Source organism: Actinophytocola sp., assembly GCF_009379765.1.
Lineage (GTDB): Bacteria > Actinomycetota > Actinomycetes > Mycobacteriales > Pseudonocardiaceae > Actinophytocola.
This window is the reverse complement of record NZ_WHTD01000025.1, coordinates 1-20,692: the sequence shown is the minus strand read 5'-3', so window position 1 is coordinate 20,692 and position 20,692 is coordinate 1. Positions and strand designations below refer to the sequence as shown.

Genomic DNA, 20,692 nt, shown 5'->3' with positions numbered 1-20,692 from the left:
CGAGAAACGCAAGCCCCCGCCCACTCCGGGGGCACCCCTCAGCGCCAGTCTATTCGAGTTTCGCCTGGGCAGGGGGGCTGTGTCGGACCTGTGGACAACGTCGGGTCGCGAGTGGAGTGATCGGTCGGGCGAGCGCATGACCACCAAGCAATCCGGCCCGCTCGGCGCGCTGCGGCTGTCCCGGGTCGCGCGGCGGGCGCTCGTCGGGTGTGCGGTGCTCGCCGCCGTCAGCGCGGTGGCGCTCGTCGTGCAGGCGTGGGCGGTCGCCTCCGTGTTGGCGGATGTCGTGCGGGGGGCGGGGGCACCCATCGGCGAGCGGCTGGGGGTGCTCGCCGGTGCGGTGCTCGCCCGCGCGATCCTCGGCTGGGCCACCCAGGTCGTCGCCGCGCGGGCGGCGGCCGGGGCCAAGGCGGAGCTGCGTGCCGTCCTCCTCGACCGGGCGCTCGGGGCCGGGCCGGAGTGGATCGTGGAAGCCGGGCCGGCCGAGCTCACCGCGCTCGCCACCCGCGGGCTCGACGCCCTCGACGGCTACTTCACCAGCTACCTCCCCGCACTCGTGAACGCCGCCGTCCTCCCGGTCGGCATCGGCGGCGTCGTGCTGCTCGCCGACTGGCCGTCCGCCGTCGTGATCGCGGTGACGCTCCCGCTCGTCCCGGTGTTCGCGATCCTGATCGGCCTGCGCACCCGCGACCGCGTCACCCAGGCCGCCGACGCCACCGGGCGGCTGTCCGCCCACCTGCTCGAGCTCGCGCGGGCCCTGCCGATCCTCACCGCGTTCCGCCGCGCCGCCGGCCAGGCCGAGGCGGTCCGCCGGGCCTCGGACGCGCACCGGGCGGCCACGATGGGCACGCTCCGCATCGCGTTCGCCTCCGCGCTGGCGCTCGAGCTCATCGCGACGCTGTCGGTGGCCCTGGTCGCCGTGACGATCGGCCTGCGTCTGGTGTCCGGCGACCTCGGCCTCGCGGTGGGCCTGTTCGTCCTGATCCTCGCGCCGGAGTGCTACCTCCCGCTGCGGGCCGCCGGCGCCGCCCACCACGCCAGCGAGGACGGTCTCGAAGCCGCCCGCCGGGTCGCCGACCTCCCGACCACGCCGGCCACCACCGGCGTCCCGCCCCCACCGGGCGACCTGGTCGTGACCGACCTGACGGTCCGCCGCCGCAACGAAAACGCCCCCGACGGCCTGTCGCTCACCGCGCGCCCCGGCGAGATCACCCGCCTCGACTCGCCGAGCGGCACCGGGAAGTCGACGCTGTTCGCCGTCCTGCTGGGCTTCACGAGACCGACCGGGGGAAGGGTCCAGGTCGGCGGGGCGGACCTCGCCGACCTGGACCCGGAGGCCTGGCGCCACCACCTCGCCTGGGTCCCGCAGACCCCGACCTTCACCGGTGCCACGGTGGCCGAGGAGATCGGTTCGGCGGACCGGGACATCGCGGCGAAGGTGGCCGTCGAGCACCTGCTCGACCGGCCGGTCACCGAGCTGTCCACGGGGGAGCGGCAGCGGGTCGCCGTCGCGCGCGCCCTGCGCCGGCTCCGCGACGGCGCCATGTTCCTGCTCCTCGACGAGCCCACCGCCCACCTCGACCCGGCCACCGCCGGCCTCGTCATGACCGCCGTCGAGGAGGCCGCCGGGAACGGCGCCGCGGTGATCCTCGCCAGCCACCGAGCCACACCGTCCACTCAGGACATCCCCGCGGCCGAGGCACCCGCGAGCCGGCCGGCCGCGACCGCGGCCCGGGCGCGGGCGCGGGTCGCGACGCTGCTCGACCGCCGGCTGCTGGCCGGTGCCGCGCTGGGCGCCTGCGCCCTCCTGGCCGGCGTCGCGCTCACCGTGACCTCGGCCTGGCTCATCGCCAAGGCCGCGCAGCAGCCGCCGATCCTCACGCTCTCCGTCGCGGTCGTGGGGGTCCGCGCGTTCGGGCTGGGTCGGGCGGTGCTGCGCTACCTCGAGCGGCTCGTCACCCACGACGCCGCCTTCCGTGCGGCCGGCGGCCACCGGGTCGCGCTCTGGCGCGGGCTCGCCCGCAACGGCCCGGCCCACACCGCCGACTTCCCCGCGCTGGTCCACGACATCGACACCGTCCGCGACCTCACCCCGCGCGTGCTCACCCCGCCGCTCGTCGCGGCACTCGTATGCGTGGCGGCCGTGCTCGTCCAGCTGGTGATCCTTCCGGCCGCGGCGTTCACGCTCGTCATCGCGGTCGCGGCGGCCGGACTGGGTGCGCCGGCCGTCGCGCTCGCGCTCGACCGCCGGGCCGGCAGCAGGCTCGCCACCGGCCGGCGCCGGATCGCCACCCGGACGCTCACCCTGCTCGATGCCGCCGCCGAGCTGATCGCGTTCGGCGCGCACCACCGCCACCGCGCCGCCATCGCCGCCACGGACGCCGAGCTGACCAGGTCCGCCAAGCGGGAGGCCTTCGGCGCGGGTGCGGCCACGCTGATCAGCACGCTCGGAACCGGGGCGGCAGCGGTCGCCGGCACGGCCCTCGCCGCCACCGCGGTCGCCGGCGGCACGCTCGACCCGCTTCTCGCCCCGGTCTGCGCCCTCCTGCCGCTGGCCCTCGCCGAGGTGCTCGCCCTCGTCCCGCCGGCCGCCCAGCACCACCGGGCCCTCCGCGCCGCCCTCGCCCGCACCCGGCCCGAGGAACCCGTCACCCGAAGCCACGAGTACGCCGACCACATCGAGCTGCTCGGCGTCGACGCCCGCTGGCCGGGCGCGGCCGGGCCGGCGCTGACGGACGTCACCCTCGACGTCCGGCCCGGCACGCACGTCGCGGTCGTCGGGCCGTCCGGCGCCGGCAAGTCGACGCTCCTGGCCCTGCTGCTCGGCTTCTTGGACGCCGACCGCGGTACCGCGAAGATCCCGCGCGACGTCGCGTGGTGCCCTCAGGAACCGCTGCTCGCCGGCACGACGGTCCGCGAGAACCTCCGCCTCGCCGACCCCGACGCGACCGACGCGCAGCTCGCCGACGCGCTCCGCCTGGCCGGCATCGGCCACTGGGCCCACCGCCTCGACACGAGGCGCGCCGCGACCGCGTCCGGCGGCGAGGCCCAACGACTGGCGCTGGCCCGCGCGCTGCTCGCCGCCCCGCACGCCGACCTCGTGCTGCTGGACGAGCCCACCGCGCACCTGGACATCCCCACCGCACGGCGCGTGCTCGAGATGATCAGCGCCCTACCCACGACGGTGATCCACGTGACGCACCGCGAGGAGGAGACGGCCTACGCCGACCTGATCGTCGAGGTCAGCCACGGTCGGGTGAACTCGGTGCGAACGGCCCACTCGCACGGCCCCCAGGGGTCCCCCGATTTCGACGCTACGGGAGGGGACCGACAGTTCTCGGCCGCGGCGTCGGGTGGGCGGACCGCGCTAGCGTGAGCTCGACGATGGAGCCCGACCTGGCCGCCCGCGCGCTCGGCGCGGCCACCGAGATCGCCACGGCGGCGCTGTCCGGGGACGACCCGGAGGCGGTGCTGCGGCTCGTCGTGCGCCGGGCCGCCGATCTCGCCGAGGCCGACCTCGGGCTCGTCATGGCCCGCGCCGAGGACGGCTCGCTCACCGTCGAGGCCGCGCACGGCGCTCCCGTCCTGCCCAACACCACCGACCCCGTCGGGCTCGTGCTCTCCGCCCGCTCCGCCGCCGCCCGGGTCGCGCGGAGCGGCGTCGCGGTCGTCGTCGACGACGTGTGGGCCGACCCGCGGACCGCGCCCTTCGTCCTCCGCGAGCTGCGTGCCTACGGCCCCTTCGCGGCCGCCCCCTTCGGCACCGCGCAACGCCGGCTCGGCGCGCTCACCGTCTACCGGCAGCGCGGCGCGAAACCCTTCCAGGCCACCACTGTCGACCTGCTCACCGCGTTCGCCGCGCAGGCCGGGCTCGTGCTCCTTCTCTCCGAGGGCGCCACCGCCCGCGCCAAGATCGGTCTCTACCAGGAGCGGGAGCGCATCGCCCGCGACCTGCACGACGTCATCGTCCAGCGGCTCTACGCCGCCGGCATGCGGCTCGACCTCGTCGCGCGCCGCCCGTCCCGCAAGCTCGCCCGGCAGGACGCGAGCAGGCTCGCCGAGGCCATCGACCAGCTCGACGCCTCGATCGCCGACGTCCGCGCGGTCGTCCGCGCGCTGCGCAACCCGGACCCGACCGACACCGCGACCGACCTCGCCGAGTCCGTCCGCGGCGAGGTCGGGATCGCCGGTGAGCTGCTCGGCTTCGAGCCGACCCTGACGATCGAGGGCGACCTGCACGACATCCCGGCCGACCTCGCCGACCACACCAGGGCCGCGCTGCGCGAGACGCTGTCCAACGTGGTCAGACATTCCGGCGCGCACCACGTCTCCGTCCACATCGGACGCGGGAAGGAGCTGGCGCTCACCGTCGCCGACGACGGCTGCGGCATCCCGCAGGGCGTCACCCACCGCGGCCTCAAGCACCTCGAGGAGCGCGCCGCCCAAGCAGGCGGCCGTTGCGAGATCGACTCCTCCTCGCGCCGCGGCACCACCGTCACCTGGACGGTGCCCCTGGGGTAGGGCTAGTCCCAAGGCCGTGTAGTTAGGCCGGTGGTGGTGGGTGTCAAGGTGACGCGCCGGCGAGGATGTTGATGTTGAGGGTGGCTTTGTAGCTGGTCCGGTCGATGTTGGGGCCTCGTGCCTGGTATTTGGAGATGGCGCGTTTGACGATGCGGGGGCATACCCGCAGGCGTCGGGCGGGTATGAGGTTGGCGAGGACGTGCCGGCCGATCGTGCCGACCAGATCTATGACCGTGTCGGTGATGACGCCTGCTGCCTGGATGAGTTGGTCGCGGGCGGCCTGCCAGGCGATGCTGAAACTGGCCCGGTCGGGGTCGGTGTCGGTTCGGGTGCTGGTCGCGTCGGCGATGGCGGTGCGCAGCAGTTGGTAGACCACCAGCAGCGCGTAGATCTCTTGGAGGACACCGGTCGGGGTGCGGGCGCGGAGGACTCGCCCGCCCAGGATGCTGGATTTCAGTTCCAGGTAGGCGGTTTCGATTTCCCAGCGTTCGTGGTAGAGCCTGATCAGTTCGGCCGCCGGGTAGCGGTGGTGATCGAGCAGGGTGGTGGCCAGCCGGTAGACCCCGGTGTGGCGTCCGGCGGTGGTGGAGATGGTGATCTCGCACTCGACGATGCGCACCCGCAGTGCGCCCAGTGTGGAGAGGTAGGAGCCGTCGGGGTAGCGGGCCAGGATCGGGATTTTGCGGTCGTTTTTCAGGCGGACCAGCACGTGGGCTCCGGTGGCCGCGATGTCGGCAAGGAGGTCTTTCGCGCCGAAGTTGCGGTCGGCCAACAGGATCATCCCCGCCCGCAGGCTGCGGAGCAGTTGTGGGGTGTAGGTGGTCTCGCCTGTGGTGGTGGGGCCGAAGACCGCGTCGATGAGGGTGCGGGTGCCGCACGCGACCAGGGCCACGAGCCGGACCTGGGGGTAGCCGGTGCCGCCGTGGTGACCGGCGTGTTTGGTGAAGCGGGTCCCGATCGTGGGGGTGTCGGGCACGGTCAGGGTGGTGCCATCGATGGCGCAGACCAGCAGACCACGCCACCAGGTGCCGCGACCGCCGATGGTGGCGGCCGGGCCCCGCAGCAGATCGAACAACCACCGCAGCGGTGCTGTCCCCACTCGTCGGCGGGCTTGGGCCAACGCGCCGGGGGTCGGCGTGGCGGTGGGGATGCCGGCCAGCGCGGCGGTGAGTTTGCGCCACACACCGGGATATCCCACGTCCGGGAACAGGCCGGCGGCCAGCAGCAGATAGACCACGACCCGGGAGGGCAGGTCCCGCAGCCGGGACTGGGTCGCCCGGGTCGCGAGCAGGGCCTGATCGACCATCTCAAACGGCACGAGCTGGGTGAGTTCGCCGAGGTGGCCGGGCGCGTACCGGCCCCCTGCCACGGTAATAGCGCGGGTGATGACAGACTGCGAGTCCAACGGAGTCCCTATGTTTCAGCGATCTTGGTCGACGCTGTTCTAGCAGGGACTCCGTTCCCAATTTCAGCGGGCTTGACAACCACACCCAAGCCCTAACTACACGGCCTTGGGGCTAGTCCGCCTCCCCGGAATCAAAAGTGTTGGTTGCGTCCCGGCGGACGGTGCGGACCTCGGGTGGTTGGTGGCTGGGTGCCGTCACGGTCCCCTGGGCTTGCGACGTCGTCGAGCTGATCGACGTGCGGAAGACTTACGGCGGCAAGCGCACCAGCGTGACCGCGCTGGACGGCGTGACCATCGGGTTCGCGCGAGCCAGCTTCACCGCGGTGATGGGGCCGTCCGGCTCCGGCAAGAGCACGTTCCTGCACTGCGCGGCCGGCCTCGACCGCCCGACCGGCGGCTCGGTCCTGCTGGAGGACCAGGACCTGAGCGAGCTCTCCGAGGTCGAGCTGACCAAGCTGCGCCGCGAGCGGATCGGGTTCGTGTTCCAGGCGTTCAACCTGCTCCCCGCGCTGACCGTGCAGGACAACGTCACCCTGCCGCTGCGGCTGTCCGGCCGCCGCGCGAAGCCCGAGCTGGTGCGGCGCGTCATCGACCAGGTCGGCCTGGGGGACCGCCGCAAGCACCTGCCCGGCCAGCTGTCCGGCGGCCAGCAGCAGCGCGTCGCGATCGCCCGCGCGCTGGTCACCCGCCCCGCGGTGATCTTCGCCGACGAGCCGACCGGCGCGCTGGACACCCGCACCGCCCGCGACGTGCTGGGCTTGCTGCGCAACGCCGTGGACCGGGCCGGGCAGACGGTCGTGATGGTCACCCACGACCCGGTCGCCGCGTCCTACGCCGACCGCGTGGTGTTCCTGGCCGACGGCAAGCTGGTGGGCGAGCTGGTGAACCCGACCGCCGAGGGCGTCGCGGAGCGGATGACCCATCTCGGCGCATGGGCCGAGCGCGAGCCGACGGGAGCCCGGTGATGGTGCGGGTCGCCCTGCGCACGCTGCGCTACCGCAAGGGCGCCTTCATCGCCACGTTCCTCGCGATGACCTTCGGCGCCGTGATCACGATGGCCTGCGGCGGTCTGATGGAGACCGGCATCCGCACCGAGGTCCCCGCCCAGCGGCTGGCCGCCGCGCCGCTGGTCGTCACCGGCAGCCAGTCCTCCACGCTGCCCAAGCAGAACCCCGACGACCCCGAGGAGGACACCGAGACCGGCACGCTGGCCGAGCGGGTCCGGCTGGACCCCGCCCTGGTGTCGAAGGTCGAGGCCGTGCCCGGGGTCGAGACCGCGGTCGGCGACATGTCGTTCCCCGCGACGTTGGTCCGGGACGGCCATGCCGGCGCGACGACCGGCGGTCACGGCTGGTCCTCGGCCGCGCTGACCCCGTACTCGCTGCGCGCCGGTCACGAGCCCGGCCCTGGCGAGGTCGTGCTCGACGCCACCGGTGGCCACCAGGTCGGCGACCGGGTGGAGATCGTCGCCGACGCGCGAACCGCGACCTACACCGTCGCGGGCCTCACCAGCTCGGCCGACGTGTTCTTCGCCGACGCGGACGTCGACCGCCTCGCCGGGCACGCCGGCAAGGTCGACGCGATCGGCGTGCTCACCTCACCCGGTGCCGATCTCGGCCAGGTCACCCAGGACGTCGGCGAGGCGCTGAAGGGCGCGCCCGTGGTCCTGCTGACCGGCAGCGACCGCGGCGTCGCCGAGCACTTCGAGGCGGACAAGTCGAGCGAGAACCTGATCGTGCTGTCGGCGGTGTTCGGCGGCCTGGCGATCAGCGTGGCGCTGTTCGTGGTGGCCACGACGCTCGGCCTGTCGATCCAGCAGCGCCAGCGCGAGCTCGCCCTGCTGCGCGCCATCGGCACCACGCCCGGCCAGCTGCGCCGGATGGTGGTCGGGGAGTCGCTGTACATGGCGGTGTTCGCCACGACCCTCGGCAGCCTGCTCGGCGTGCCGTTCGGCCGGTGGCTGTTCGACCGGCTGGCCGGCAACGGCATCGTGCCCGAGGCGATGGAGTTCCGGGTCGGCTGGATCCCGATGGTCGTCGCGGTCGGTTCGTCGCTGCTGATCTCGCTCTGCGCCGCGTTCGTCGCGGGCCGGCGCGCTGCCCGCACCCGGCCGACCGAGGCGCTGATGGAGGCCGCGATCCAGCGGCGGTGGCTGTCCGCGATCCGGCTGATCCTCGCGGTGCTCTGCTTCGGCGGCGGGATCGCGCTGTTCATCGTGACGATCGCGGTGATGACCGGGCCGATCGCGGCGAGCACGGCCGGTCCGTCGGTGCTGCTGTGGGCGATCGGGCTCGCGCTGATCGCCCCGGGCGTCACCCGGGTCATGCTGGCGGTGCTGCGCTGGCCGGTGCGCGCGGTGACCGGTACGGCCGGCTACCTCGCGACGCTCAACGCCCGCACCCGCACCGTGCGGATGGCCGCGGTCGTCACCCCGATCATGCTCGCCACGGGCATCGCGACGGCGAACATCTACCTGCAGACCACGCAGGTGGCGGTCGCCAACGAGGCCTACGCGGAGAACCTGCGGGCCGACCTGGTGCTGAGCTCATCGACCGGTGGCCTGCCCGGTGACCTCGTCGCCGAGGTGCGCGAGGTGCCGGGTGTCGCGGCGGCCTCGGAGTTCGCGAGCACGACCGGGTACGTGGCGGCACCCTACGACGACTCGCAGAGCGAGGACGGCTGGATGATCCAGGGCGTCAGCGCCGAGGGTGCCGCGCAGACGACCGCGGTGAAGCCGACCTCCGGGAGGCTCGCCGACCTGACCGGCGACACGGTGGCGTTGCCCGCCGAGAACGCCGCGTCGATCGGCCGGGGCATCGGCGACACGATCACCATGCGGATGGGCGACAGCGACGAGGTGGACGTGCGGATCGTCGGTCTGTACCCGGGTCGCGTGGGCTTCCAGACCATGCTGATGCCGGCCGACCTGGTCGCCGCGCACACGACGTCGGGGCTGCCGGCCCAGATCATGGTCCGGGCCGAGCCGGGGGAGTCCCTGGACGCCCTGTCGGTGTCGCTCTCGAAGCTGGTCGCCGACCAGCCGGGGGTGGCGGTGGCCGACCGGGACGTGCTGACCGCCGCGTACGCCGAGGAGCAGGAGATCGGCGCGTGGATCAACTACCTGATGGCCGGGATGATCGTGGCGTACACGGCGATCTCGGTGGTGAACAGCCAGGTGATGGCCACCTCGGCGCGGCGGCGGGAGTTCGGCCTGCAGCGGCTGACGGGTTCGACCCGCGGCCAGGTGCTCCGGATGATGTTCGTCGAGGCCGGCATGGTGTCGGCGATCGGGATCGTGCTCGGGACCATCGTGTCGACCACGACACTGGTGCCGTTCACCCTGGTGACGGACGGCTCGCTGCTCCCGACCGGCCCGATCTGGATCTACCTGGGCGTGATCGGCACGGCGACCGTGCTGACCATGCTGTCCACGATGGTGACCACCTGGGTCACGTTGCGCCCCCGCCCGGCGGAGGCGACTGTCGCACCGGCGTGAGCCAGGCCAGGAAGGGGCGCCGCGGTTCCCACTCGCGGCGCCCCTTCCGCACGTCAGCTCCGCGGCCGGCGGGCGATCCAGGCGACCGCCTGGGTGCGGCGTTCCATGCCGAGCTTGGCCAGCACCGAGGTCACGTAGTTCTTCACGGTCTTCTCGGCCAGGAACAGCCGCTCGGCGATCTGCCGGTTGGTGAGTCCCTCGCCCATCAGCTCCAGCACGTGCCGCTCCCGGTCGGTGAGAGCGGCCAGCTCGTCGGTCTCCGCCGAGCGGCGCATGCGCTCCAGCACCCGGGCCGTGGTGACCGGGTCGAGCAGCGAGCGGCCGGCGGCCACCTCGCGCACCGCGGCCACCAGGTCCTGGCCCCGCACCTGCTTGAGCAGGTACCCGGACGCGCCCGCCATGATGGCCTCGACCAGGGCCTGCTCGTCGTCGAACGCGGTGAGCACCAGGCACTTCGGGGCCGGGTCGCGTGAGCGCAGCGTCCGGCACAGCGACACCCCGTCCCCGTCCGGGAGGCGGATGTCGACGACCACGACATCCGGCGAGGTCGCGCCGATCCGGGTGAGCGCCTCGTCGACGCCACCCGCCTCGGCGACCACCTCGATGCCCGGCTCGCCGTCCAGCAGGTCCCGCAGCCCGCGCCGCACCACCTCGTGGTCGTCGACGAGCGCCACCCGCACCGGCATGCGTCAAGACTATTGCGTGGTGTCCCCCAGGAGTTGACGCAGCTTGCCGACCACGCCGTGGTTGCCGTCCAGCTCGACCGCGCTGTTGCCGACCCGCCGCCACAGCCAGCGCAGCACCGCGTCCTCGGATCCCCGAACGATCGCCTCCACGTCGGCCTCGCCGCGCTCGACGGTGACCACGCCGGGCCCCAGCTGCACCAGCCAGCTCGCCGACGGTGTGTCGATCCGCACGGTGCTGCCGTCGCAGCTGTCCAGGTGCTCGCCGAGGGCCTCCGGGTACTCGGTGGAGGCGTACGCGAGGAAGCAGACCAGCACCTCGTCGATGCCGTCCGCGGCCAGGTCGGCCGGGATCGCCGTGGGCGTGAGCCCCGCCGCGAGCTCCGCGTCGACCCGGTGGATGACCGTCTCCTGCGCCATCCGCCGGGCCCACCACCCGACCGTCTGCACCGGCGCGTACCAGGTGAGCGCGTGCTCGTCGGGCTTGCGCGTGCTGAGCTCCCAGGTGAGCTCGCGGTAGGCACGGTCGAGCGCCGCCAACGGGTCGTCGCCCAGGTCCGGCGGCCACGGCTGCGGCCAGTCGCCGAGCCGCATGGTCTCGGTCTTGTGCAGGTACACCTCGGCGACGTGCCCGGCGAGGTCGGCCGTCGTCCAGCCCGGGCAGCTCGGCACCTTCTCACCCAGGGCGCCGGGCGCGACCTCACGCAGCCGCCGGTAGTCCGCCTCCAGGCATTCGAGGAATCTCGACTCGTCCACGCCCGCAACCTAACCACGGGGCACCGACAGTTCCGGGATGATCGCCGGGTGCTTCTCACCGACCAGCACCACCTTGTGGTGCGCAAACGGTTTCGGCCGATCGTCGACCAGTACGACGTGCTCGCCCAGCCCTCCGGCGACCCGGTCGCGTTCGCCCAGAAGAGCCGCGTCTCACCCGAGGTGACGGTGTACCGGGACGACGGGCGGCGCGACGCACAGTTCTCGGTCAGGGCGAGGTCGGAGTACGCCCCCATCAGCGGCTTGGCGGTCACCGACCGCGACGGGGCGGCGATCGGGCTGGTCCGCGCCGAGCAGCCGTGGGGCCGGCGCGTCTGGTACGTCGAGCGGGCCGGGCACGCGCCCGTGCGGGGTCGGGAGCGCAGCGGCGTCGGCGCGTTCTTCGGGGCGTTGTTCGGCTGGGTGCCCGCGCGGTTCGACTTCACCGCGGCCGGCGAGCCGGTGTTCACCGTGCGCCGCCGCTTCGGCCCGCGCAGGCGGTTCGCGGTGCGGATCGTCGACGACGGGCTCGACCGCAGGCTCGCGGTCGCCCTCGCCGTGGCGCTGGACGTGTTCTAGAGCTTGCGGAGGCGGACCCGGTTGGTGCGGTGGTCGGCGTCCTTGCGCAGCACCAGGGTCGCCCGCGGGCGGGTGGGCAGGATGTTGTGCACCAGGTTGGGCTCGTTGATCTCCCGCCACAGGCGGGTCGCCTCGGCGCGGGCCTCCCCGTCGGTCAGCGAGGCGTAGTGGTGGAAATGCGAGTCGGGGTCGGCGAACGCCGTGTCGCGCAGGGCCAGGAAGCGCTCGACGTACCACCGGGCGATGTCCTCGGTGTGCGCGTCGACGTAGATCGAGAAGTCGAACAGGTCCGCGACCGTGAGACCCTGGCCGGGCAGCAGCACGTTCAGCCCCTCGACGACGAGGATGTCGGGCTTGCGCACCACCTGCGTCCGGCCCGGCACGATGTCGTAGGCCAGGTGCGAGTACACCGGCGCCCGGACCTCGGGAGCGCCGGACTTCACGTCCGACACGAACCGCAGCAGGCCGCGGCGGTCGTAGCTCTCCGGGAAGCCCTTGCGGTGCATGATTTCCCGCCGGACCAGCTCCGCCTTCGGGTGCAGGAAGCCGTCCGTGGTGACGAGGTCCACGTGTGGGTGATCGGGCCAGCGGGCGAGCAGGGTCTGCAGCAGCCGTGCGGTGGTCGACTTGCCGACCGCGACGCTGCCCGCGATGCCGATCACGAACGGCACCTTCGTGGTCTCGCCGGGGTCCTCGCCGAGGAAGGACGTGGTGGCCTCGTACAGCTGCTGTCGGGCCGCCACCTGCAGGCTGATCAGGCGGGACAGCGGCAGGTAGACGTCGACGACCTCCTCCAGGTCGACCGGGTCGCCGAGGCCGCGCAGCGCCACCAGCTCGTCCAGAGTGAGCGTGAGCGGGGTGGCCCGGCGCAGCTCGCGCCACTGTTCCCGGCGCAGCTCGACATAGGGGCTCAGGTCGCGACCGGCCCGGACCGGCCGCACGTGTGTCGCCCGCATTCGTCAAACGTAAGGCGTCGTGGCAGTTTGGGCACTGTGACTCAGTACACGCTGCGCCGCCTGGAACCCGGGCGATCGGGACACCGTGGTCCCGCTGCTCGTACGCGAGTGGGGTGCGGTGGAGGTGATCGCGCTGTCGCTCGGCGCGGTGACCGAGGCGCGGAGGACCAAGCCGGAAATTCCCGCGTCGGGCGACTACGACATCCCGATCAGGGACGAGATAGAACTCGAGATGGAAATATCGCAATAAATGCATGGGTGGCGTCTCGAAAAGGGAGCCCGCCGCGGCTCCCTTTTCGAGGATCAGCAGTTCACTAATTCAGGACTCTGGTTGAGCAGCTGTGACCGCGGGCTGACGAACTCGGCGTACTCGTTGTAGGCCGAGGGGTCGAACAGGGCGAGCCGGTGGCAGTTCTGGAAGGCCAGCCGAACGTTGAGGTGCCGCTCGACCGCCGCACGCATGGCATCGCTTCCCACCAGGCGCAACAGCTGTCCGCGGGCAGCCTCGTCCGGCGGTTCCTTCTGGTTGTCGGCGAAGGTGCCACCCCCGTTGGCGAGCCGCTCGGCGACGTCGGTGACCACGGACCACGCATAGGGCAGCGAGTCACGTATGCACGCGATGAAATCGTCGTCGGACACCGGGCCGCGCTGCGCCTTCTCCAGCAGCGAGGGGGAAACCGTTAACGACATTCGACCTCCTAGCTCGAAAATCCGGTCGCTACTCAGCTAACCCGGAGACCGGCATTTTGGCGACCACCCAACGTGTGAATCTCGCCGAGTAACTCCGTCACCTTTAGTCGCCGCGCCGGCCACCCCTGAGCGAGCCGGCAGGAGGCCGACTACGACCGCGGCCTGCTGCAGATCCGGGTCCGCGACGTCGCCGAGGCCGAGGCCGAACCGCGCAAGATCACGGTTCGCGCCGAGCGCCCGGCCGTCGGGGCCGCGACGACCGAGTAACCGAAGAACCTATGGCCGTGCGGGGTCGAACACCTCGTCCCACGCGGCCATCACCTGTCTGGCGCACGTGTGCGGCGCCACGCCGCCGATGCCGGTGCCCAGGCCGGGGAGCGCGATCGTGCGCACCACCTCGCGCACCAGCCGGCCGTCCTCCAGGCGCCCGTCGCGCCACAGCCGGAACACCGCGCGCGCCGCGAGGTAGGGATGCACGGTGTCCGGCGGCAGCACCTGTCCCGGCTCCCGCATCGTCGGCGCGCTGATCAGCCACGTCGGCGACATCGCGTCGGTCGGCACGATCAGCGCCTGGCCGACCGGCAGCTCCCCGCCGTGGTAGGCGAGCACGGCACTGCGCACATGCTGTTCCACGGACGGAAACGTCCGCGCGTACACCGCGTCTATCCCGCCACGCATCCAGCCGTACGAGTTCGCCGGGCTGACCACGGCCTGCGCGTCCACGTCCAGCACCGAGCCCCGGTGCACCCACACGTCACGACGCTCCGCAACGGCGTCCGCCCACGCCCGCGCGAGCGGCTCCTCCACCGCGCAGAGCACCAACGCCAATCGTCCGGTCGCGAGTTCCGAGCTCTCTGCCTCCGAATCGGCGGTCACGCCTCCAGCATGGCACTTTCGTGGCACTGCGGGTAACCGCAAACAGGTGACAGGTAGCCCGGGTCGGCGACCCCGAACGGGCACCTCGGGTTCGCCCGGCGCGACCCGGGGGAGCGCGATTCTCGTGGCGTACCAACGACTTGGCCCGCCGAACCCGCTGCTCACGGGTGCGGCAGGCGGTATCGGCGCGAGCGGCTCGGGGCCGCGGGAGTTCGCGTGGCGTTCACCTATGGTGCGCACTCCGAACAAGCCGAACGGCTGGTCTCATTGGCCCGATCGGCGTGACGGCGGCGGGTGCTCGCATCGGGCCTGCGTAGGGTGACCCCGTGCCGAGCATCGCCTATTTCGGACCACAAGGGACGTTCACCGAGCAGGCCGCGCTCGCCTACGCGCGGCCGGCGGACTCGCTGGTACCCGTCGCGACCGTGCCGCTCGCCCTCGCCGCGGTCCGCGCGGGTGAGGCCGACCTCGCCTGCGTCCCCGTCGAGAACTCCATCGAGGGCGCCGTCTCGGCCACCATGGACGCGCTCGCGGTCGACGCCCCGCTGGTCGCGGTGGCCGAGGTGGTCCTGCCGGTGCGGTTCGCCGTCCTCGTCCGGCCCGGTCTCCAGGCCGGTGACGTCAGGACCGTCGCCAGCCACCCGCACGCACTCGCCCAGGTCCAGGGCTGGCTCGGCGACCACCTGCCGCTCGCGACCCAGGCCGCGGCCAACTCGACGGCGGCCGCCGCGGTCGGCGTGCTCGACGGCGAGTGGGATGCCGCGGTCACCGCGCCGGTGGCCGCCACCCACTACGCGCTCGACACCCTCGCCACCGGTGTCGCCGATGCCGACGGCGCGATGACCCGCTTCCTGGTCCTGTGCCGTCCCGGCCACCTGCCCGCCCCCACCGGCTCGGACCGCACGTCGATCGTCGCGGTGGCCGCCGCCGAGCGCACCGGCGTGCTCGCCGAGATGCTCACCGAGCTCGCCCTGCGCGGCATCAACCTGAGCCGCATCGAGTCCCGCCCGCAGAAGGACCGGCTCGGCCAGTACCGCTTCTACCTCGACCTCGACGGCCACGTCGCCGAGCAGCGGGTCGGCGACGCGCTCGCCGCGCTGCACCGGCGCTGCCTGCAGCTGCGCTTCCTCGGCTCCTACCCGAAGGCGGAGCCGGGCCCGCCCGCGGACACCGCGTCGGCAGGCCACACGGACGCCGACTACGCCGCGGCCGCCGAGTGGCTCACCGCGGTCCTGGGCGGCACCACCGGCTAGAGATCGGCGCAGAGCTCCTTCGCCTTCGCCACCGCGGCCTCGAACTCCTCGCCGGACTCGAACCGCTCCACCAGCAGCGCGCGGGCCTCCTGCAGCGCCTCGTCCAGCGGCCGGTACCGGTCGTCCTGGCCGGCGGCCAGCGCGGCGAGCTCGACCGCGGCACCGAACCGGCGGAGCGGCGTCTCGTCCTCGGTCTCCAGCAGGTCCGCCGACCCGTTGCGGTCGAGGATCGCGCAGGCCGCGGCGGCGTCGGCGGGCGCGCCGGCGTCGGCCTCCCCGCCGCCGACCAGCGTCCAGGTCAGGCCGACCGCGCCGGCCCCGACCACCAGGCCGACCACCAGCCCGACGACCAGCGCACCCCGCCGCCGGACCGGCGGCGGGTAGGCCGGCGGTGGTGGGTAGGGGTAGGGGCCGGGTCCGGGTGCGCTCATGGTTCTCCTTGGGCAGAGTTCGCCGTTCTCCTGGGGATCCTCGCCTACCGGGCGACGAGCCGCGGGTCAGTCGGTCCGAATTGTCGGTGCCCCGCACTACAGTCGCCATCGCCCAACACACCCACCTGCCGCAGGAGTCGTCATGCCACCGTCCGCGTCCGATGTCGCGGTGCGCGCGGAGGCCCTGGTGAAGACCTTCGGGTCCACCCGCGCGCTCGACGGAATCGATTTCGAGATCCCCACCGGCACCGTGCTCGGCCTGCTCGGCCCGAACGGGGCCGGCAAGACCACCGCGGTGCGGATCCTCACCACCTTGCTGCGCCCCGACTCCGGTCGCGCGTGGGTCGCCGGGCACGACGTGCTCGCCGAGCCCGACGCGGTGCGCCGCGCCATCGGTCTGTCCGGCCAGTACGCCGCCGTCGACGAGAACCTCACCGGCTTCGAGAACCTGTACATGGTCGGCCGGCTCTACGGCAAGAACAAGCCCGACGCCCGGGCCCGCTCGCGCGAGCTCATCAGCCGCTTCCAGCTCGACGACGCCGCCGACCGGCCCGCCAAGACCTACTCCGGCGGCATGCGGCGCCGGCTCGACCTCGCCGGCGCGCTCGTCGCCGAGCCGGCCGTGGTGCTGCTCGACGAGCCCACCACCGGGCTCGACCCGCGCGGGCGGCTCGACACCTGGGAGGTCATCGGCGAGCTGGTCGCCGACGGCGCCACCGTGCTGCTCACCACGCAGTACCTGGAGGAGGCCGACCAGCTGGCCGACACCATCCTCGTCATCGACCACGGCAAGGTCATCGCCAGCGGCACCGCCGACGTTCTCAAGGCCGAGGTCGGCGGCGAGCGGCTGGAGATCGTGGTCGCCGAGACGGCCGAGCTCGAGGCCGCGTCCCGGGTGCTCGCCGAGGTCGGCTCCGGCGAGCCGAGCGTCGAGCCGCACCACAGGCGGGCGCAGGTGCTGGTCGATGCCGGCACCAAGTCGCTCATCGAGGCACTGCGCCGGCTCGACGCCAAGGGCGTGGTGGTGCTCGACGTGAGCCTGCACCGGCCCACGCTCGACGATGTGTTCCTGTCGCTCACCGGCCACTCGGCCGAGGACGAGCCGGTTACCCAGGGGGACTCGAAATGACCGTGCTGACCCAGGGCATCCGCGACGGCGGGATCATCGCCTGGCGCAACCTGCTCAATGTCCGGCGTAACGTCGACTGGCTCTTCGCCGCCGTCATCCAGCCGATCATGTTCGTGCTGCTGTTCGCCTACGTGTTCGGCGGCGCGCTCGGCGGCGGGCAGTACCGCGAGTTCCTCATCGCCGGCATCTTCGTGCAGACCACGTCGTTCAACTCGGCGTTCACGGTCATCGGGCTGTGCAACGACCTGCAGAAGGGCATCATCGACCGGTTCCGCTCGCTGCCGATGTCGCGGCTCGCGGTGCTGCTCGGGCGCACCACGTCCGACCTCGTGGTCAGCGCGATGGCGCTGCTGATCATGTCGTTGTGCGGGCTGCTGGTCGGCTGGCGGATCCGCGGCAGCTTCCTCGACGCGGTCGTCGCCTACCTGCTGTTGCTGCTGTTCGGGTTCGCGATGTCGTGGATCGGCGCGCTCATCGGCCTGTCCTCGCCGAGCGTCGAGGTGGCACAGAGCGCCGGGCTCATGTGGCTCTTCCCGCTCTCGTTCATCTCGTCGGCGTTCGTCGGCGCGGGCACGATGCCGGGGCCGCTCAAGGCGATCGCGGAATGGAACCCGTTCACCGCGGTCATCCAGTCGGTGCGCGACCTGTTCGGCAACGAGGCCCCGCCCGGGATGGCCCCGCCGCCGGGTTGGCCCGCGGACAATGCGCTGCTCTACGCGGTCGTCTCGTCGGTCGGCATCCTGGCGGTCTTCATCCCGCTGTCGGTGGCCAAGTACCGCCGGGTGGCCAGCAAGTAGCTAGGCCACCACGGCGGGTCGGGGCGGCGTCGGCAGCCGGTCCAGCTCGATGCCGAAGTGTGTGCGGTACGCCGCCCGCACGGTGTCGTCGCCGTCCAGCGTGGTCTCGGTCCGCTCGCCGGCCACCGTGGTGATCAGGCGGTTGCCGGACAGCGTCACCCGGCCGTCCTCCGTCGGCAGCGAGCAGGTCAGGCTCCGGGTGAAGTGCGAGTCCGGCGAGGTCTGCTGCCACCAGCAGGTCGGCGCGAAGTCGGAGAGCGACCGGGCGCGGGGCTCCACGCGATACTGCGGCGTCCCGTCCATCAGCACGTCGACGTCCCCGTTCGGCGCGTCCACCACGAGGAACTCGCCACTCGGGTCGGCCTGCGGCTCCGGCCAGTCCAGCCGCAGCGGGTAGCTCGAGTGGGCGCCGAAACCGACATCGACCAGGTGGCGGTCGGCCAGGTCCACCCGCGGCACCAGGTGGTCGAACGGGTGGGTGAGCGTGCCCACCGGCGTGTGGACCCGCGCGGACAGCAGCGTGACCGGGAAGCCCAGGGCTTGCAGCAGCTCGCCGAAGAGCCCGTTCAGCTCGTAACAGAACCCGCCGCGCCGCCGGTCGATGATCTTGTCCACGAGCGTGTCGTGGTCGAGCGTGACCGGCTCGCCGAGGTGGATCGAGAGGTTCTCGAAGGGCACCGCGCGCAGGTGTCGCAGATGAAGATTACGCAGCAGGTCGACGGTCGGCTCCCCGGGTGCCGGCGCGTCGATCCTGTCGAGGTACCGCTGCACGGTCTGGTCGTCCATGACACCACCTTGCCTGCTCGACCTAGGTGTAGGTCAAGCAGGAATCCTTCCCGCATCCGGGCAGTTTCGCCGGAAGTCTTGACGAATCTCTGATGCTCGGCGCTAATTAGAAGCATCAGCGGCGGACTCCGTTGGTGAAGGTTTCGTAACGGTCGAGGAACTGACGCGAGGTGTCTGGAATGACCTGATGACCCGTCGGCGCTGCCGGGTCGCCTGCCGGCCCTCTGCCGTCCTCGGCTGTGGCAGCACGGAGAAGGGGTCAGGAGGTGCGGGCATCATGGGCACGTTGCTTGTCTTGTCGGTCGGCATTGTCGTACTGGTTTTCGTCACGAGGTTCCTGGTCGGCAGAAACCGCGTTCGCGAGCTCGACCGCGATTTCTCCCTCGAGCTCTCCTGCCGGCCTGAGCGGGCGCTGGACGTCGCCACCGGTGCCGCGCGGGGCGTGATGTGGCAGGTCGAGTTCACCGAGAACGGCCTCTACACGCGGCACCTCTTCGCGCGCAACGTCATCCACGTGGTGATCTCCAGCCACCCAGGCCGCCCCGACCACTGCACCGCGAAGGTGTGGACCCGGGTCCGGCTGACCGACGACGGGGTCTTCTTCCTGCGTGCGCGGTCCTACCTGGACACCAAGCGCAAGCGGGACAAGATCGTCCGCCTGCTGTCCTCCTACGGCGCAACAACAGGAGGTCGCGACGCGACCATCGGGTGAGGGGGAGCCATGCAGATCATCGACACGGGCGCGTTGGGGACCAGGTCGGCCGTGCTGCGGCTGAAGAGACGCGACAGCCGGCTGAACTTCCTGGTGTTCCCGATGCTCCACGTCGCCAGCCCGGTCTTCTACGCCGAGGTGCGCAGGCGGCTCGGCGAGTGCGCCGTGGTGGTGGCCGAGGGTGTCTCGGGCCCGACGATCATCGGCTCGGCGCTCATGCTGACCTACCGGGTCATCCCGCAGAACCGCGCGTCCGGGCTGGTCGAGCAGGACATCGACTACCGGGCGCTCGGCGTCGAGGTGATCAACCCGGACGTCACGGGTGCGGAGTTCGACCGCACCTGGCGGTCGCTGTCGCTGAAGTGCCGGCTGCTGATGTGGGTCATGCTGCCGGTCATCGTGGTGCTGCAGCTCCTGGGTGGGCGCAAGCGGTTGCTCGCGCCGGACGTCGCGATCAACGACGACGACGAACTGCCGGACTCGGACATCGACGAGGAGTTCGAGCGGCTGTTCGGCGGCGAGCGCGACGACCGGCTGCTCGCCGCCCTGGTCGAACTGCACCGCACCCGCTCGGACGAGCGGATCGACGTCGCCGTCGTGTACGGCGCCGCGCACGTGCCGCGGCTCGTGCACCGCCTCGCCGACACGCTCGACTACCGGCCCCGGACCGCGCACTGGATCACCGCCATCGACTGGTGACTGTTTGTTGTTCGCCGGTCGCGGGTAGTTCTGGTGGGCAAGCAACCCAGAGGCGGGTCACACGTCCACTCTGTAGTAAGCGTCCAGTGGTGTCGGGGCCAGGTCTGGAGGCGAAACACCATGCTGCGAACCAGGATGAGCCGAGCCGCGTTGCTCGCCGGTGGCATCGCGATCGCGTTGTCGACCGTCGGGTGCCAGAACACGAACGCCGGTTCGGACAACCCGGACGTACCGTCCATCACCGAGGCGGCCGGCGCGCCGCCGGCCACCCAACCACCGGCGACGACGCCGCCGAGCTCCGCGCCGCAGGCTCAGCCGCCCGTCAACGACACGGCCAAGCCGCCGGGTGAGAAGCCCGCGCCGGCGGCCAACCCCAACGAGTGCAAGGTCGCCGACCTCGAGCTCAGCCTGGCCGGTGGCGACGCCGCGGCCGGCACGACCTACCGCCAGCTGCGGTTCACCAACTCCGGTGGCCGCACCTGCACGGTCCAGGGCTTCCCCGGGGTGTCCTACGTGACCGGCGACGACGGCCACCAGGTCGGTCCCGCCGCCTATCGCGAGGGCGCCAAGGGCCCGGCGATCACACTGAAGCCCGGTCAGATGGCCTACGCGCCGCTCGGGTTCGTCCAGGTCCGCAACTACGACCCGGCCGTCTGCAAGCCGACCGCGGTCCGCGGCCTGCGGGTTTACCCGCCGCACGAGTACAACTCGATGTACCTGCCGGCGCCGGGCACCGGCTGTGCCGGCAAACCGCCGGGCAACCAGCTGACCGTGCGGACGATCCAGCGCTAGCCGGGTATTCCGCACATGGGGGTTGATCAACTCGAGTTGGTTGTCGGGTGCGGTACTTGATCATCTTAGGGTGGTGGGGTCGACGCCGAGTAGATCCAGGAGCCGGGCCTGAAGTGGTGAGGGTTGGGGGATGC

The 20,692-nt window shown here is 72.2% G+C and carries 20 protein-coding genes; 12 read left to right on the top strand and 8 right to left on the bottom strand.

The genetic code is table 11. The annotated features are described in order from the left end of the window. Positions 1 to 136: 136 nt before the first annotated feature. Positions 137 to 3,376 carry a thiol reductant ABC exporter subunit CydD gene (gene cydD, locus GEV28_RS10445; RefSeq protein ID WP_291411101.1) on the top strand — a complete coding sequence of 1,080 codons (3,240 nt, stop codon included), beginning with the start codon at positions 137 to 139 and terminating at the stop codon, positions 3,374 to 3,376. An 8-nt stretch (positions 3,377 to 3,384) separates the two neighbouring features. Next, complete coding sequence (locus tag GEV28_RS10440) at positions 3,385 to 4,521, top strand: GAF domain-containing protein (protein WP_291411180.1); 1,137 nt, start codon at positions 3,385 to 3,387, stop codon at positions 4,519 to 4,521. A gap of 43 nt (positions 4,522 to 4,564) precedes the next feature. Here GEV28_RS10440 and GEV28_RS10435 read toward each other — a convergent pair whose 3' ends face one another. After that, positions 4,565 to 5,926, bottom strand: coding sequence for an IS4 family transposase (locus GEV28_RS10435; RefSeq protein ID WP_291411099.1), 1,362 nt, complete (start codon positions 5,924 to 5,926; stop codon positions 4,565 to 4,567). Between the two features lie 236 nt (positions 5,927 to 6,162). On the opposite strand from GEV28_RS10435, the gene GEV28_RS10430 reads away from it, so the two are divergent. Both GEV28_RS10430 and GEV28_RS10425 read left to right on the top strand, forming a co-directional pair. Next, positions 6,163 to 6,891: an ABC transporter ATP-binding protein gene (locus GEV28_RS10430; RefSeq protein ID WP_291411097.1), complete on the top strand. Its 729-nt coding sequence runs from the start codon at positions 6,163 to 6,165 to the stop codon at positions 6,889 to 6,891. Further along, positions 6,891 to 9,422, top strand: coding sequence for an FtsX-like permease family protein (locus tag GEV28_RS10425; protein WP_291411095.1), 2,532 nt, complete (start codon positions 6,891 to 6,893; stop codon positions 9,420 to 9,422). Before GEV28_RS10430 ends, GEV28_RS10425 begins: the two co-directional genes overlap by 1 nt. 53 nt (positions 9,423 to 9,475) lie before the next feature. Here the strand turns inward: GEV28_RS10425 and GEV28_RS10420 are convergent, their stop codons facing one another. Next, complete coding sequence (locus GEV28_RS10420) at positions 9,476 to 10,108, bottom strand: response regulator transcription factor (protein WP_291411093.1); 633 nt, start codon at positions 10,106 to 10,108, stop codon at positions 9,476 to 9,478. Between the two features lie 9 nt (positions 10,109 to 10,117). Beyond that, entirely contained in the window at positions 10,118 to 10,861 is a 744-nt protein-coding gene (locus tag GEV28_RS10415) for a maleylpyruvate isomerase family mycothiol-dependent enzyme (protein ID WP_291411091.1), read from the bottom strand. Positions 10,862 to 10,909: 48 nt separating this feature from the next. Between GEV28_RS10415 and GEV28_RS10410 the strand changes: the two genes are divergently transcribed. After that, a complete protein-coding gene (locus GEV28_RS10410; RefSeq protein ID WP_291411089.1) occupies positions 10,910 to 11,437 on the top strand; it encodes a hypothetical protein in 528 nt (175 codons plus the stop codon). On the opposite strand, the gene coaA is transcribed toward GEV28_RS10410, so the two are convergent. Then, a complete protein-coding gene (gene coaA, locus GEV28_RS10405; RefSeq protein ID WP_291411087.1) occupies positions 11,434 to 12,393 on the bottom strand; it encodes a type I pantothenate kinase in 960 nt (319 codons plus the stop codon). The genes GEV28_RS10410 and coaA overlap by 4 nt on opposite strands. A gap of 85 nt (positions 12,394 to 12,478) precedes the next feature. Between coaA and GEV28_RS10400 the strand changes: the two genes are divergently transcribed. Then, positions 12,479 to 12,643 (top strand): hypothetical protein, encoded by a 165-nt coding sequence (locus GEV28_RS10400; protein WP_291411085.1) that lies wholly within the window; start codon positions 12,479 to 12,481, stop codon positions 12,641 to 12,643. Between the two features lie 53 nt (positions 12,644 to 12,696). On the opposite strand, the gene GEV28_RS10395 is transcribed toward GEV28_RS10400, so the two are convergent. Next, positions 12,697 to 13,083, bottom strand: coding sequence for an SCO5389 family protein (locus GEV28_RS10395; RefSeq protein ID WP_291411083.1), 387 nt, complete (start codon positions 13,081 to 13,083; stop codon positions 12,697 to 12,699). A 276-nt stretch (positions 13,084 to 13,359) separates the two neighbouring features. Then, positions 13,360 to 13,959 (bottom strand): macro domain-containing protein, encoded by a 600-nt coding sequence (locus GEV28_RS10390; RefSeq protein ID WP_291411081.1) that lies wholly within the window; start codon positions 13,957 to 13,959, stop codon positions 13,360 to 13,362. A 326-nt stretch (positions 13,960 to 14,285) separates the two neighbouring features. Between GEV28_RS10390 and pheA the strand changes: the two genes are divergently transcribed. Beyond that, positions 14,286 to 15,212: a prephenate dehydratase gene (gene pheA / locus GEV28_RS10385; protein ID WP_291411079.1), complete on the top strand. Its 927-nt coding sequence runs from the start codon at positions 14,286 to 14,288 to the stop codon at positions 15,210 to 15,212. On the opposite strand, the gene GEV28_RS10380 is transcribed toward pheA, so the two are convergent. Continuing rightward, positions 15,209 to 15,643 (bottom strand): hypothetical protein, encoded by a 435-nt coding sequence (locus tag GEV28_RS10380; protein ID WP_291411078.1) that lies wholly within the window; start codon positions 15,641 to 15,643, stop codon positions 15,209 to 15,211. The genes pheA and GEV28_RS10380 overlap by 4 nt on opposite strands. A gap of 142 nt (positions 15,644 to 15,785) precedes the next feature. On the opposite strand from GEV28_RS10380, the gene GEV28_RS10375 reads away from it, so the two are divergent. Together GEV28_RS10375 and GEV28_RS10370 are read left to right on the top strand one after the other, a co-directional pair. Further along, complete coding sequence (locus GEV28_RS10375) at positions 15,786 to 16,772, top strand: ATP-binding cassette domain-containing protein (RefSeq protein WP_291411076.1); 987 nt, start codon at positions 15,786 to 15,788, stop codon at positions 16,770 to 16,772. Beyond that, a complete protein-coding gene (locus GEV28_RS10370; RefSeq protein ID WP_291411074.1) occupies positions 16,769 to 17,569 on the top strand; it encodes an ABC transporter permease in 801 nt (266 codons plus the stop codon). Before GEV28_RS10375 ends, GEV28_RS10370 begins: the two co-directional genes overlap by 4 nt. Here GEV28_RS10370 and GEV28_RS10365 read toward each other — a convergent pair whose 3' ends face one another. Beyond that, positions 17,570 to 18,355: an arylamine N-acetyltransferase gene (locus GEV28_RS10365; protein ID WP_291411072.1), complete on the bottom strand. Its 786-nt coding sequence runs from the start codon at positions 18,353 to 18,355 to the stop codon at positions 17,570 to 17,572. It lies immediately after the preceding gene. A 277-nt stretch (positions 18,356 to 18,632) separates the two neighbouring features. Here GEV28_RS10365 and GEV28_RS10360 point away from each other — a divergent pair, with 277 nt between their 5' ends. The 3 genes from GEV28_RS10360 to GEV28_RS10350 all read left to right on the top strand — a co-directional run bounded on the left by GEV28_RS10360 (position 18,633) and on the right by GEV28_RS10350 (position 20,558). Then, positions 18,633 to 19,067 (top strand): hypothetical protein, encoded by a 435-nt coding sequence (locus tag GEV28_RS10360; protein WP_291411070.1) that lies wholly within the window; start codon positions 18,633 to 18,635, stop codon positions 19,065 to 19,067. A 9-nt stretch (positions 19,068 to 19,076) separates the two neighbouring features. Continuing rightward, the gene (locus tag GEV28_RS10355; RefSeq protein ID WP_291411068.1) at positions 19,077 to 19,766 is read left to right on the top strand and encodes a hypothetical protein; all 690 of its coding nucleotides are present in this window, start codon (positions 19,077 to 19,079) and stop codon (positions 19,764 to 19,766) included. Positions 19,767 to 19,886: 120 nt separating this feature from the next. Continuing rightward, positions 19,887 to 20,558, top strand: a complete 672-nt coding sequence (locus GEV28_RS10350; RefSeq protein WP_291411066.1) for a DUF4232 domain-containing protein — start codon at positions 19,887 to 19,889, stop codon at positions 20,556 to 20,558. Positions 20,559 to 20,692 lie beyond the last annotated feature (134 nt).